The organism is Spongiibacter sp. (genome assembly GCF_984394615.1).
In genome coordinates this window covers 40168-53056 of record NZ_CFHTQA010000025.1, presented here as the reverse complement: position 1 = coordinate 53056, position 12889 = coordinate 40168, and the positions used below count along the sequence as shown (strand labels likewise).

16 protein-coding genes are annotated in these 12889 nt (G+C 57.8%); 4 read left to right on the top strand and 12 right to left on the bottom strand.

The features are described 5' to 3' along the window. Positions 1–155: 155 nt before the first annotated feature. Positions 156–563 (top strand): DUF805 domain-containing protein, encoded by a 408-nt coding sequence (locus tag AC5DB9_RS10795; RefSeq protein ID WP_286846201.1) that lies wholly within the window; start codon positions 156–158, stop codon positions 561–563. A 23-nt stretch (positions 564–586) separates the two neighbouring features. Here the strand turns inward: AC5DB9_RS10795 and AC5DB9_RS10790 are convergent, their stop codons facing one another. The 3 genes from AC5DB9_RS10790 to AC5DB9_RS10780 all read right to left on the bottom strand — a co-directional run bounded on the left by AC5DB9_RS10790 (position 587) and on the right by AC5DB9_RS10780 (position 1995). Next, entirely contained in the window at positions 587–991 is a 405-nt protein-coding gene (locus AC5DB9_RS10790; RefSeq protein ID WP_272989978.1) for a putative signal transducing protein, read from the bottom strand. A gap of 21 nt (positions 992–1012) precedes the next feature. Then, positions 1013–1678 carry a nitroreductase gene (locus AC5DB9_RS10785; protein ID WP_022958823.1) on the bottom strand — a complete coding sequence of 222 codons (666 nt, stop codon included), beginning with the start codon at positions 1676–1678 and terminating at the stop codon, positions 1013–1015. 74 nt (positions 1679–1752) lie between these two features. Next, entirely contained in the window at positions 1753–1995 is a 243-nt protein-coding gene (locus AC5DB9_RS10780; RefSeq protein ID WP_272989985.1) for a DUF2164 domain-containing protein, read from the bottom strand. 103 nt (positions 1996–2098) lie between these two features. Here AC5DB9_RS10780 and AC5DB9_RS10775 point away from each other — a divergent pair, with 103 nt between their 5' ends. Continuing rightward, positions 2099–2872: a sulfite exporter TauE/SafE family protein gene (locus tag AC5DB9_RS10775; RefSeq protein ID WP_022958825.1), complete on the top strand. Its 774-nt coding sequence runs from the start codon at positions 2099–2101 to the stop codon at positions 2870–2872. A gap of 35 nt (positions 2873–2907) precedes the next feature. On the opposite strand, the gene AC5DB9_RS10770 is transcribed toward AC5DB9_RS10775, so the two are convergent. Next, positions 2908–3846, bottom strand: a complete 939-nt coding sequence (locus tag AC5DB9_RS10770) for a hydrogen peroxide-inducible genes activator (protein WP_272989990.1) — start codon at positions 3844–3846, stop codon at positions 2908–2910. 134 nt (positions 3847–3980) lie between these two features. Here AC5DB9_RS10770 and AC5DB9_RS10765 point away from each other — a divergent pair, with 134 nt between their 5' ends. Both AC5DB9_RS10765 and AC5DB9_RS10760 read left to right on the top strand, forming a co-directional pair. Further along, the gene (locus tag AC5DB9_RS10765) at positions 3981–4640 is read left to right on the top strand and encodes a carbonic anhydrase (RefSeq protein WP_022958827.1); all 660 of its coding nucleotides are present in this window, start codon (positions 3981–3983) and stop codon (positions 4638–4640) included. A 12-nt stretch (positions 4641–4652) separates the two neighbouring features. Further along, positions 4653–6200, top strand: coding sequence for a SulP family inorganic anion transporter (locus AC5DB9_RS10760; protein ID WP_272989994.1), 1548 nt, complete (start codon positions 4653–4655; stop codon positions 6198–6200). A 57-nt stretch (positions 6201–6257) separates the two neighbouring features. Here AC5DB9_RS10760 and AC5DB9_RS10755 read toward each other — a convergent pair whose 3' ends face one another. The 8 genes from AC5DB9_RS10755 to AC5DB9_RS10720 form a co-directional block, all read right to left on the bottom strand. After that, positions 6258–7025, bottom strand: coding sequence for an SDR family NAD(P)-dependent oxidoreductase (locus AC5DB9_RS10755; RefSeq protein ID WP_272989996.1), 768 nt, complete (start codon positions 7023–7025; stop codon positions 6258–6260). After that, positions 7009–7854 (bottom strand): SDR family NAD(P)-dependent oxidoreductase, encoded by an 846-nt coding sequence (locus AC5DB9_RS10750; RefSeq protein WP_272989998.1) that lies wholly within the window; start codon positions 7852–7854, stop codon positions 7009–7011. The genes AC5DB9_RS10755 and AC5DB9_RS10750 overlap by 17 nt, the downstream gene beginning before the upstream one ends. Continuing rightward, entirely contained in the window at positions 7851–8264 is a 414-nt protein-coding gene (locus tag AC5DB9_RS10745) for a nuclear transport factor 2 family protein (protein WP_272990000.1), read from the bottom strand. Before AC5DB9_RS10745 ends, AC5DB9_RS10750 begins: the two co-directional genes overlap by 4 nt. 30 nt (positions 8265–8294) lie before the next feature. After that, entirely contained in the window at positions 8295–9197 is a 903-nt protein-coding gene (locus tag AC5DB9_RS10740) for a TIGR03619 family F420-dependent LLM class oxidoreductase (protein ID WP_272990003.1), read from the bottom strand. Positions 9198–9242: 45 nt separating this feature from the next. Beyond that, the gene (locus AC5DB9_RS10735; protein ID WP_272990006.1) at positions 9243–9908 is read right to left on the bottom strand and encodes a TetR/AcrR family transcriptional regulator; all 666 of its coding nucleotides are present in this window, start codon (positions 9906–9908) and stop codon (positions 9243–9245) included. Between the two features lie 153 nt (positions 9909–10061). Next, complete coding sequence (locus AC5DB9_RS10730) at positions 10062–10949, bottom strand: TPR end-of-group domain-containing protein (RefSeq protein ID WP_272990008.1); 888 nt, start codon at positions 10947–10949, stop codon at positions 10062–10064. Beyond that, positions 10937–12376 (bottom strand): aspartate kinase, encoded by a 1440-nt coding sequence (locus AC5DB9_RS10725; RefSeq protein ID WP_022958835.1) that lies wholly within the window; start codon positions 12374–12376, stop codon positions 10937–10939. The genes AC5DB9_RS10730 and AC5DB9_RS10725 overlap by 13 nt, the downstream gene beginning before the upstream one ends. A gap of 58 nt (positions 12377–12434) precedes the next feature. Continuing rightward, the gene (locus AC5DB9_RS10720; protein ID WP_022958836.1) at positions 12435–12818 is read right to left on the bottom strand and encodes an ectoine synthase; all 384 of its coding nucleotides are present in this window, start codon (positions 12816–12818) and stop codon (positions 12435–12437) included. Between the last annotated feature and the right edge of the window lie 71 nt (positions 12819–12889).

The window sequence follows — 12889 nt, the reverse complement described above, 5'->3', positions numbered from 1 at the left end:
TGAAGTGATGCTATCACCTCTAATCAGGTGGCCAAATTGACTATGCCACTACAAACACTTATCAGGAGCACGACACCAGCAGTACCACTCTATCGGTAAGCTGGCTACACTACGATGAACCCCGCAAAACAGCAGAGACACAGGAGCGTCTGAATATGTCGGAATCCATGCCCACCCCGTTTGAGTGTTACTTGAATGCCTGGCGACGCTATGTCGATTTCAATGGGCGCTCACGTCGTCGCGAGTACTGGTTTTTTGTGCTGTTCAATGTGCTGATCAGTATTGGCTTGGGCATCATTGATGGCATCTTCGGGCTGGGCAACATGGAGATGGGTGTGGGGCTGCTCAGCTCACTGTACGGTTTGGCAGTATTGCTGCCGTCACTGGGCTATGCCGTGCGCCGCTGCCACGATATCGGCCGCAGTGGCTTGTGGCTGTTGCTGCTGGTCATTCCTTTTCTGGGGCCGCTGATTATTCTGGTTTTCATGCTGATGGACAGTGAACCGGGCAGCAATGACTTTGGCCCGAACCCCAAAGGAGAAGAGGCGGTCGAGGAAGTCTAGTCAGCGCAACACGCCGCCAGCCATTAGTCTGCGGCGTGTTTGTTGATGTGCCCGCAGTCGCGGCAACGGTGGGTATTTCTGGCGGGAAACAGCGGAAAATCCAAGCCGAGAAAGACCAGAAACGCCCATCGTCTTCCCCGCTGAAACGGCTCGGTATTGCGACTGCCGCAAAGTTCGCAGGCCTCGGCTTCTACCCCCTGCTGCTGCTCAACCAGTTCGCTGCAATCTTCGCCCAACAGTGCCAACGCCTGCTCGACAAAGGGTGGCGGCACCTGCAAACGCACACCACCCATGGCATTGGAGTACAACCACTGCATGTTGATGGTGTTTTCGTCGGCAACAAACGCGGGAATGCCCTCTGACTCCAGCTTGGCCCTGGCAATATGCGCCTCGTAGGGGAAAGAGTAGTGGGCAATGGTCTTAAGCATGGGGCCGACACATAGTGATGATCAGGAAATCAGCGTAACCGTATCTTCCAGCGGCGCGCGATCCATAATCACTTTATTGATCTGCTCGCCCTCGGCTTCATAGCCAAATGACAGGCCGCAGATAATGCCGTGCCCGTCGGGCAGTTTGGCAAGCTCCATTACCGGGTCGGGATAGAAGGCCAGGGCGCCCTGGGGAATACTTGCCAGTCCGTAGTCGACCAGCAGCAACATGAGGGTTTGCAGGTAGATGCCGATATCGACGGCATTGACCGGTCCCATGTCGGTGGGCATGGAGATAAAGGCGACATGGGGCGCGCCGAAGAACTGCCAGTTTTTCAGCATCAGTGCCTGACGTTTGTCTTTTTCGTGACGCTCGATACCCATGGTGCCGTAGTAGGTCATTGCGCAGTCGTACTGACGCTCTTTGTACACGCCCTGCAGTCCTGCATCGCCGGGTTTGAACGCGGGTGAGGGCGCTTTGCCGCTGAGAATTTCGGTGACGATGGCGTCTTCGAGCTTTTTGCGCGCGTCACCGGAAACAACGGTGACGTGCCAGGGCTGGGTGTTGCAGTTGGACGGTGCATGGCGGGCGATGTCGAGGATTTCCCGCAGCGTTTCCTCGGGCACAGAGTCGGGCTTGAAGCCGCGGATGGAGCGGCGGGCTTTTACAGCGTCAGCAACGCGCATGATGTTATTGTCCTCTGGGCAAAATCCCAGTCTAAACGGGCGCGATAGGGCGGAACAAGCTCTGGTGGGCCAGCTTAGCGGCCGGGGGTCTTCTCCAGCGCCAGAATGGCGTCATTGAGCTCGTCGATGCGGCCACTCAGCACGGTCTGGGCATCGTAAAGGCCTCGGTTGTAGAAATAGGCCCCGATATTGTCGCTGATGAAATCGAGCAGAAACTCCACTTCGAACTGCCCCAACTCCCGGTCCAGTTCCTCTGCCATATAGCTTTTAAGCGTCTCGCAGAGGGCTTCTCGCTCCTGTTTTGAAAACTGCATCATCACGCTATCTCCTTGGCTTGCCTATGTCTCGAATTCGCGCCCTGCCTCGCACTGTCGTTCTACCACCAGTACAATGCCGCCTCCGGCTCACACAGGAACGCCTATGAACGATCTCGCGCTGTACCAGTATATGCTCATTGGCCTGATTTTTATCTGGAGCGGGATTGTGCGCTCCGGACTGGGCTTTGGCGGCGCGGTATTGTCTTTGCCTTTTCTGCTGTTGGTACACAACGATCCGCTGGTCTTTCTGCCGCTGATCTCGGTGCATCTGCTGATCTTTTCCTCCATCACCATCAGCCTGAATCATCGCAAGCTGAAGCACAGCGGCTACTCGCAGCCGGGCTCGGTGGACTGGGCGTACCTGTGGAAAATTCTCGGCATTATGATTGTGCCCAAGCTGCTGGGAGTGGTCGGTTTGATTACCCTGCCGGGCGGCATACTCAGTGCGATTATTTTTGCGATCGTGATGGTGTTTTCGCTGGGCTACATCTTTAACAAACCGTTTCGCAGCAACAATCGCTGGGTCGACGCGCTGTTTCTGATATTGGGTGCCTACATCAGCGGTACTTCGCTGATTGGCGCGCCGCTGATTATTGCGGTTGTTGCCCAGCATGTGGCGAAGGAGCGGCTGCGGGACACGCTTTTCGCCCTGTGGTTTATTCTGGTGACCATCAAAATGGCAGCCTTCGTGTGGGCGGGCGTCGACCTCCAGCTTCGCCATCACCTGTGGCTGTTACCCTGCGCGACGATTGGTCACTTTATTGGGCTGCGCGTCCACGACTATATGCTGCGCGCCGAAACCCCCTTGTTCTTCCGGGTTATCGGCACCGTTTTGTTCGGGGTCAGTATTGCGGGGCTGTGGCAGTCGGTTTTCTGAGCCGGTCCTATAAGCCAGCCCTGTCTTAGCCGGTCTTAGAAGACACTAACGACATCACCCAGCCGCTGTTTGATGATGTTTCTGAGATAGGCGGCCAGCTCCCGGTAGAATATCCGCCCCGGTGCTGACGCCCGCCAGACCAATGCATGCTGGCGGTTGATGGGCATGGATTTAAGCTCACAGACGTGCAGCGCCTCGGGGATGTGCATTTCCGAGTGCACATATAGGCCCGGCAGAAATGCCACACCCAGCCCCATGACCACCATCTGCCGCAGGGTATCGAGACTGGTTCCCTCATAATCCCGCAAAACGGTCGCCCCCAGTTTGTCGCACAGGTCGTGCACCTGATGGTGGAAGTGGTGCTTTTCCTCCAGCACCAGCACGCTCTCGCCGCGCAGTTGTGAGGGGGTTACGACCTGCCTGCCTGCCAGACGGTGTTCAGCGGGCACCACAAACTTTAAGGGCTCGGTGAACAGGGGTTCTATTGCCAGATCAGGCGAGACCAGGGGCAGAGGAACAATGGCGAGATCCAGCCCGCCCTCGATGAGTTCCTGCTGCAATGCCCTTGGCGCCCCCTCCCGCACATAGAGCTTCATATCGTGGTAGCGCTCGTGCAGCTCACCCAGTACGTTCGGCAGCAGATACGGCCCCACCGTGGGCGGAATACCCAGTTTGTAGGTGGTCTGGTGACCGAGGGATAACAGTTCGGCACTGTCGCTGAAGCCACGCATGGTCAGCAATACCTCTCTCGCCTGTTGGAGTAACTCCCGCCCCTCTGGCGAGGGCAGCGTACCGTTACGTGAGCGCTCCAACAGGGTGAGCCCAAGCATGGCCTCCAGACTGGCAATCTGGCTGGTCAGTGCGGGCTGACTGACGCCCAGCTCCTCAGCGGCTCGTCGATAACTACCGAACTCAGCCACCGACAGGAAATACTGAAGCTGCCTCAGGCTGGGCGATTTCTTGGCGAGAATCACAGCGGCACACCCTCAAGCTGGTGATAACTTTTAGTTATCATAAAATGGGATTTATTCTTATAAAGCTGTCACGAAATAATAATCAACCGCCATTGTGGCGGTCAATTCACCCGCAACCTTGATGGAGAGTACCCGTGGATCACGTTATTTCCGGCGTTGCCAAGTTTCAGAAAGAAGTCTACCCCAGCAAAGAGACCACCTTCCGTAAACTGGCCGAAGGTCAGAACCCTGAAGTGCTGTTTATCACCTGTGCCGACTCGCGCATTGACCCCAATCTGGTGACACAAACAGACCCCGGCGAGCTGTTTATCTGCCGCAATGCGGGCAATATCGTTCCCCCTCACAGCAACCAGACGGGCGGCATGACTGCATCTATCGAGTTCGCGGTTGCCGCACTGGGCGTGTCACATATCGTCGTCTGTGGCCACACGGACTGTGGCGCGGTTAAAGGCGCCATCAATCCCGAGAAGCTGGACTCGCTGCCCCACGTTCGCGAGTGGCTGGGCCACTGCCGCGCCGCCACTGAGGTGGTAAAAGAGCGTTGCGGCGAGGACCAGCTCTGCCTTGACCACCTGGAAGCAGTGACCCAGGAAAACGTGGTTCTGCAAATGCAGCATCTGCGCACACACCCCGCGGTCGCCGCCAAGATTGCGACCGGGCGCGTCGCACTGCACGGCTGGATTTACAACATCAAAACCGGTGGTGTGACCTGCTACAACGAAGAAAGTGGTGAGTTCGAACCGATGGACTCTCGCTACGAAGCGTTTTCCCACAAAGCCGCTGTCACCGTCTAAGGAGACTTAGCAATGAAGACAGAGTTATCTCTCCGGGAGATCAAGAGTGATCTTCCGGCCAGTATCGTCGTTTTCTTTGTCGCCCTTCCGCTATGTCTCGGTATTGCGCTGGCCTCCGGCGCACCGCTGTTTTCAGGCATCATCGCCGGGATTGTCGGCGGCGTCATCGTCGGCGCTGCCAGTGGCTCCCGACTCGGGGTCAGTGGTCCCGCTGCAGGGCTGGCGGTCATCGTATTTGATGCGATTACCACGCTGGGCACCTGGGAAATCTTCCTCTGCGCCGTAGTGCTGGCGGGCATTATCCAGTTGGCACTGGGCTTTTTTCGCGCGGGGTTTATCGCCTATTTTTTTCCCTCATCAGTGATCGCGGGCATGCTCACCGGTATTGGTCTGCTCATTATCATCAAGCAGATCCCCTACCTGTTCGGCTGGCATAGCGATTTCCTCGGCGAGCAGACCTTCTTCCACGCCAACGGCGAGAACACCCTTTCAGCCATTTCCCACGCATTCGACATGATGTCGCCGATTGCGCTGACGATCTCGGCGGTGTCGCTGGTGTTGCTGGTGCTCTGGGATAAGGTGCTGGCAAAACAGCACCGCATCTTCAAGCTGATCCAAGGCCCGATCGCGGTGGTTTTGCTGGGCATTCTGGTCTCGTTCCTGCTCACTCAGAACGGTGCCGGACTCGATAGCACTCAGCTCGTTGTGCTGCCAGAGCTGGGCAGCTTCTCCGCCTTCGCTCAGGAGCTGTCGTTCCCGGATTTCTCGGCGGTATTCAGCTGGGAAGTAATCAGCATTGCGTTTGTGATTGCCATCGTCGCCAGTATTGAAACGCTGCTGAGTGTCGAGGCCACCGACAAGCTGGATCCGCAGAAGCAGGTCACACCGACTAACCGCGAACTCAAGGCGCAGGGACTGGGTAATATTTGTTCGGGTCTGATCGGCGGCTTGCCTATCACCCAGGTGATCGTGCGCAGCTCGGCCAATATCACCTTTGGCGCCAAGACCAAGCTGTCGTCCATCCTCCACGGCTTCATGCTGCTAATCAGTGTGGTCAGCATCGGTTCGCTGCTGAATTACATTCCGCTGGCGTCACTGGCGGCGGTGTTGATTATTGTCGGCTACAAGCTGGCAACCCCCAGCGTGTTCGCGGTGATGTTCCGCAACGGTGCCGAGCAGTACGCGCCGTTTGTGACGACTATCGCGGTGATGCTGTTTACCGATCTGCTGACCGGTGTATTGGCGGGGCTGGCAGTGAGTGTGTTCTTTACGCTGAAACACAGCTACCGGAACGACTATCACTTCAAGGATACGGTGTCTTCTGACGGCGAGTATGAAACCCACCATATTGTGATGGCGGAAGAAGTCTCGTTCTTCAACAAGCCCAGCATTCTGAAGAAGCTGAATGAAATCCCCGAAAACTCCCAACTGATTCTGGACTTTTCCAATTCCAAATCCGTGGCCTTCGACGTGATCGAGCTGGTACGGAATTATATTGATCAAGCCCAGTACCGGAATATCAAGGTCGAAACCATCAAGTTTCAACCCGATCCCCAGTAGGGCAGCGTAAGGCCGGCGCTACTCCCTGGCGTCGGCCCCACGGTCAATCCACATGCACTACAGCGTGTGTGGATTGACCATCACCCCGCCATCAACATCCAGCTTTGCGCCGGTAATAAACGACGCACGATCCGAGCAGAGATACGCCGCCGCATCGGCAATTTCGTGGGGCTCGCCCACCCGTCGCATGGCATGAACACCCGCCGTTTCCGCTTCGGCGTCCGCCACCGAATCGAAATACATCTGCAAGGCCGGTGTGCGTACCGCGCCGGGATTAATGGCATTCACCCGAACACCGCGCTGGGCAAATTCCGCCGCCGCCGTGCGCGTGGCGGCCAGCACCCCCCCTTTTGCCGCACTGTAGGCAATTTGCAGGGCTTCACCGCGCACGCCGGAGAGCGAGGCAATATTAACGATCGCCCCGCCCCCGGCAGCCAGCATGGCGGGTATCTGGTATTTCATTCCCAGCCAGACGCCTTTCAGGGTTACGTCCTGCGCCAGTTGCCAGCGCTTTTCCTCAAACTCGGTGAGCGGCGCAAAGCCCCCGCCCAGCGCAGCATTGTTAACCGCACAGTGCAGCGCGCCAAAGTGTTCAACGCAATCGTTAACAGCCTGGCGTTGCTCGGCCTCTTTCGCCACATTGGCGTAGATCGCCAGCGCCTCGCCGCCCGCCTGACGAACCAGTGCCACGGTCTCCTCAGCGCTCTCACGGTCGTAGTCCAGCACCGCCACTCGCGCGCCATCGGCCGCGAAGGTCAGCGCACAGGCGCGGCCAATGCCGCTGCCCGCGCCGGTAATCAAGGCGACTTTATTCTGCAGCAGCATTGTCCGCCTCCCCAAACAGCTTTCCGTGAAGCTGCGGTGCAAAAATCACCGCCCGGTGATGATGCTCCAGTGCCGCATCGTCCTCCGCCAGCCAGCGAATAATATCGGCGACGTGCTCTGGCGGCGTGGCATTGAACCGGGCAGCGATTTTTTCATCCAGACCATTGGCCCGCATCACTTCGGTGTAGACAAAGCCTGGCTCCACGGAGAAGAAACGCACACCACTGTCGGCATGCTCGACGCGCAATGCCGGCATCAGACGGATCAGCGCTGCTTTGGAAGAAGGGTAGGCAAAGCCCCAGCCGCCCTCGTCAGCCGGGGCAGGAGGGTCATTGATCGCCGAGCCGGAGACCATATTGATTACGGCGCCGTTACCCCGTGCCAGCATCCCGGGCAGCAGCTTTTGCACCAGCAGCACCGGCGCCTGCACATTCCCGCGGTAGATGTTGTCGATCTGCGCCAGCTCCACATCCAGCACCCGCTGCATATTGCCCGGCCCCTGATAGCAGGCGTTGTTAAACAGCAGATCCACGCGCCCGAAGTGCGCTAGTGCGCCGGCGGCGGCGGCCGCGACGGAGTCCAGATCGAGAATATCGGAACGCAGACAGAGTACCTGAGCCCCTTCGGCGCGGGCCCGCTCTGCGGTCGACTCCAGACTGCCGGGCAGCGGCGCAGTGTTACTCTGCCAACTGCCGTGTTCGTGGGATTCGCCCTCACTCATGGTACGGGCGGTAATGGCCAGGTCGTATCCAAATCGGGCTAGCTGGACAGCCGTTGCCGCACCGATGCCCCGGCTGGCACCGGTAATAAACGCCACTTTGCGATTCATTGAGCGACCTCCAGGGGCCGATCTTCCTGCCAGACCAGCGTCAGATCGCGGCTGAGGTACTTGCCGATGCCGTCACGCAGCACAATCACATCGTGGTAACGAATCCCCATATCCATTTTCCAGCGACGCCCGTCGCGCTCGTAAAAATGGGACGCGACGCAGTAGGTTTCGCCGCGGTATTCCCCGCCCTGCCATTCGCCAAACTGGCTGCCCAGCATATGAAAGGTGTGGGAGAAGTGCTCAAGCATGCCCAGATTACCGATAAACTGCTCACGAGATTCTGCCGCAAAGCCCGGACCGCGCTGGCTGAACTCGGGCCACATAATCTGTTCAAGCTCGCCGAAACAGCGCTGATCGATACAGCGCACGTAGTGGTTAGCCAAGTGATTGGGAAGGGTATTTTTATCCATGTATGTTCTCCTTCAAGACCGCTTAGAAGCTCAGGCGCCCAGACGGCTTTTGACTTCCGCGAGGCGACCAAAGAATTCGTCGAAGGCTGCCGGGTCCTGCACGAAGTAGAGCGGCAGAATTTCAATATAGTTGGCACCGGCTTCCAACATGGCGGGAATCGTGTCGATGGTGGCCTGAAAATCCGGCACACCATCGGCGCCAAATTTGTGGTCAACCATAGCCCGTACCGACAGCGCATCGGGGTCCCGCCCGGCGGCTTCAAATGCGCGTCGCAAATCCCTGACGCCTTGCCCAAAAATCGCGGGGTCCTGTTCGATAGGAATCCAGCCATCGGCGACGGCAGCAATAGACGCGCAGTTTTCCGGGGTGGCCTTGACGCCCACCCAGCACGGCACGTTCTCCGGCGCGGGGCGGCAGTAGATATCATCAAACGCAATGTGCTCGCCGTGATAGCTTGCCGGCGCGGATTTCCACAATGCCTTCATTGCTGCAATCTGCTCAAACATCAGTGCCTTGCGCCCCTTGAACGGCAAGCCACTGGCGTCGAATTCCTCGCGCTGCCAGCCCGTTCCCAGCCCCATGACCATGCGGCCCGGTGCAAAAGCATTGAGCGTTCCGACCTGCTTGGCCAGCAATGCAGCCGAACGCAGCGGGGAGATGAGCACGCCCTGTGACAGCTCAATGTGCTGGGTGGCCGCCGCAATGGCGGCCTCGGTGGTGATCGGCTCCAGCCAAGGGGTTTCCGGCGGGCTGGGAAATTCGCCATAGGGATAGCGGTCGGTGCGGTTTCCCATCACCACGTGGTCGGTCATGCTGAGCTGGTCGATGCCAGCCGCTTCGGCTTTCTGGGCAACCTCAATCAAGCCCCGCGGATCACCGCCGTAGAGATTTTCCAGGCCATAGATGCCTATCGTGAGTTTGAACTTCGACATGGTTTTTCCTCGTTATTATCATTTTTTATGATTATTGGCTGGCGCTCAGCGCGCCGGTAGTTCAGCGCTGATCAGGGCCGCCAGACTTTTCAGCACAGCACTGATGGCGGCCGGACGATCCAACTCCCCCCGGCCATAGGCCAGCGCGTAGTTTTTGGTAATGGCGGTGCAGTTTTCCAGCAGCAGCCGCGCGGCGTTATCGCCGATACCCAGAGCGTCAAAATAGCGCAGCCAGCGGTATTCGTAGCGCGAAATAAGCGTCTGTTGATACTGCTGAAAGTCCTCGTTGAGCTCGGGAATGCAACGCAGAATCAAGCCACCGCAGCCGTACTCATCCACCACGTCCCAAATCAGCGCCTCCATTTCAGCGCTGAGACGGCCATCCCCGGACAGTCCTGACACCAGACCGGAGTACTGCTGCTCGCAGGAAAAGGCAGCGTCCAGACGCTGGTAGAAGGCTTCGGATACCGCAATATATATATCGCTGCGGCGGGGGAAGTAGCTGTAGATCAGCGGTCGACCACAACCCGCCAGCTCTGCCAGACGCTGATGCTTGAGGGCATCTAATCCCTCGAACTCCACGATATAGCTGGCCAACTTAACGAGTTGAGTATGCCGCTCTTCGCGGCTGGCGCGCTGATTCAAATGCCCGATCAAGGCAAGACGCTGCTGGGCCGCAGAGGGCGCAGGACTGGCTTGTACTGTGGTCACCGGAACGCCTTGTTGAATAAGAAATGTTTTCAGCATCACTTCTTAATGACATTTTGTCAACAACAAGGCCGCACTTCAGTTATCAGTGAGTTGAGAGAGAAAAAGAGAGGGAAGGGGCCGTCGCACATCGCGACATGCCCCGAAAGAAAAGGCTTATACCGCCGAGTCGTTCAGCTGCGCGTCCAGCAGTTCGTGCAGCAGGGGGTGCTCACGAAGTTGCTCCAGTGCGGCGTCGCGCTCCAGTTCCTCGCGATAAACTTCGGTTTGCGCAACCGCCCTGGCAAAGTAGCGCGCGGCATCATCAAGGTGGCCCATCGCGGAGTGAGCGCAGGCAAGCTGATAGAAGGCGTGGCCGTTGGTTTCATCGTGAGCGAGCGCTTGCTGGCAAAGGTTTACCGCCCACTGGGGCTCTCCCTGATCCAGCGCCGCATCGGCCTTGTAGGTTATGGCTTCGATGTCGTTGGGACGAATCGCCAGAATCTGGTCGTAGATGGCGATTTTGCCCCCCGGCGTGCTTTCCTGGCTCGCTCGCAGCCACAGAGAGTGGATCTCCTGGGTCCGATTGATCTCCTCGCGGTTCAGCTCGATATGTGCCGTTTCCTGCTTGAGCTGCTTCTCGATCACCCGCAGGCGTTTCTCATATTCCCCCACCAGCTCGGCCACCTGATCGTTGGCAACGCTGTGCACCTTCTCTTTGATATCGCGCAGCGAGTTCCAGCCAATCAAGACCAGCGCCGAACTGACGCCGGCGATGAGGTAGAAGAAATAGGTCACCGTATCGGTGGCATAACTCACCGCTTTATCGGCGGCTTCAAGCTCACGATCCACGACTTCCGCGGCCAGCTCACGGTGCTTGCGCTCCATATCGATACGCAGGGAACGCACTTCATCCAGCAGGTAACGCTCGATAAACGGCGAGTACAGCGGTTCTTTCATTTCATTGATATGCGACTCCAGCTCGGCGTCCCCGTCGGGGGTTGCCGGCGCTGCGGCGGCCAACAATGGCAGCCACAGACTCAGGAGTATGATCAGGCGACGCATATGGCTTCACCGTGGTCGTGAACCTCCACCAGACAGCGGTGCAAGTTCGCCACAGCGGCCTCGTAATCGTCCTCGTTGATCACGAACTGCATATCAACCTGGCGCATGGACTGGTGCATGGCCAGCACGCTGATGTCTGCCGACGCCAACGCAGATACGGTTTTCGCCAGCATGCCCGGCACTTTCATATCGCTGCCAATCGCCGACACGATGGCAACTTTGCGGGTGCTGACTTCCGCCGTCGGGAATTCTTCGCTCACCACCTTCACAATGCGCTTGACAGTTTTCAGGCTGGTGCCCAGGTAGTGGGTGATCGTGTTGGCGTTGATATCCTTGGTGATCACGGTTGCCTTGAAACGCGAGATCGCACTCAGGATTTTCTGTTCGTATTCCCACAGCGAACCGACCATGTCCTGATCGAAGACCTCCAGCGCATAGACCTGCTTGCGCCCGGCGATGATCTCCACACAGGGGCTCTCGCTGTGATAGTCGCCATCGATCAGTGTACCGCCATGCTCAGGCTCAAAGGTGTTCTTCACGCGCAGGGGAATATTGTCCTGACGCAGGCCTTTTGCCGCACGGGGGTGAATCGCTTCCATACCGAGGTTGGCAAGCTGGTCCGCCACATCGTAGTTGGTGCGACCGATCGGTACGACCTTGTCGGCGCCAACCAGACGGGGGTCGGCACTGCTCAAGTGGTATTCCTTGTGAATGACCGCCTCGGCCGCGTTGCTGATCACCGCCATACGGCTGAAGGTCATCTCGCTGTAGCCGCGATCGAAGGTCGCCATCAGCCCTTCTTTACAATAGGCATAGCCAGTAACAATCGGCAGCTCACGATCCAGATTGATGCCTGCCAGCTCCTGACTGATATGCTCATCCAGCGGTACCGCGACTTCCATGCGCCAGCCGGAAAGGTCGACGAAGCGGGCGTTCACGCCATCCCGCTTGAGCAGATGGGCGGTATTCCAGGCACTGTGAACCTCCCCGATACTGGCCAGCATTTCGCGCACAGTCAGCAGGTGATCTTCCAGACCAAAGTGGCCGTGCTGACACAGGCGATGCAGATTGTCCATGCAGCGCTCGGCTTCAAACAGGCGACCATCGATAAAGGCATTGGCCTCGTTGAGCTGCTCGGTATTGTCGAACAGCTCGGCGTTAATGTTGTGCAGCATTTCGCCGACACCGCGCAGCGCTTCGCGCCACAGGGCCTCGCTGCCTTCCTCGTCGGCGAACAGCGCGTAGACGCCGGGGTTGCCGTTGCGCTTGTTCTCCAAGAGCAGGTCCGTAACGCCGCCGTAGGCCGACACCACGAAAATGCGACCGTAAAGCTCGTCGTCCTTGCGACCACCTTTGATGATATTGTCGCGCACGGCGACATAATCACTCATCGAGGTGCCGCCGATTTTTTCTACACTGTGTGACATGCTGTGCTCCATTCGTTGATCAGAAAAAAGGTTTGCGTTACCGCAACTTCTCTCGCAATCAGTCGATGGGATAAACACCGTTTTCGTCGTGGACTTCGCGACCACTCAGCGGGGGATTGAAGACGCAGGCCATCTGCATATCTTCGCTGCCACCACGCAGCAGGTGCTTGTCGTGTTTGTCGAGCAGGTAGAGGGTGCCCGGCTCAATTTTGTAGACCTTGCCATCGTCGACGGTTTCAATCTCGCCGTTACCCGCCATGCAGTACACCGCTTCCAGGTGGTTCTGATAGTGGATGGGCGTTTCGGTACCTGCATAGATAGTGGTGATGTTGAACGCGAAGCCCATATTGTCGTCCTTGAGGGACATACGCACGCTGCGCCAGTTGCCGCCTTTCACATCGCGTTCAGTGTTCTGACATTCTTCCAGGGTTCTAACAATCATTGTTTGCCTTCCAAATTCGGTTTGAATAAACGCGCCCGCTGCCGTAGCAGCGGGCGCTCAAATATGTTTTG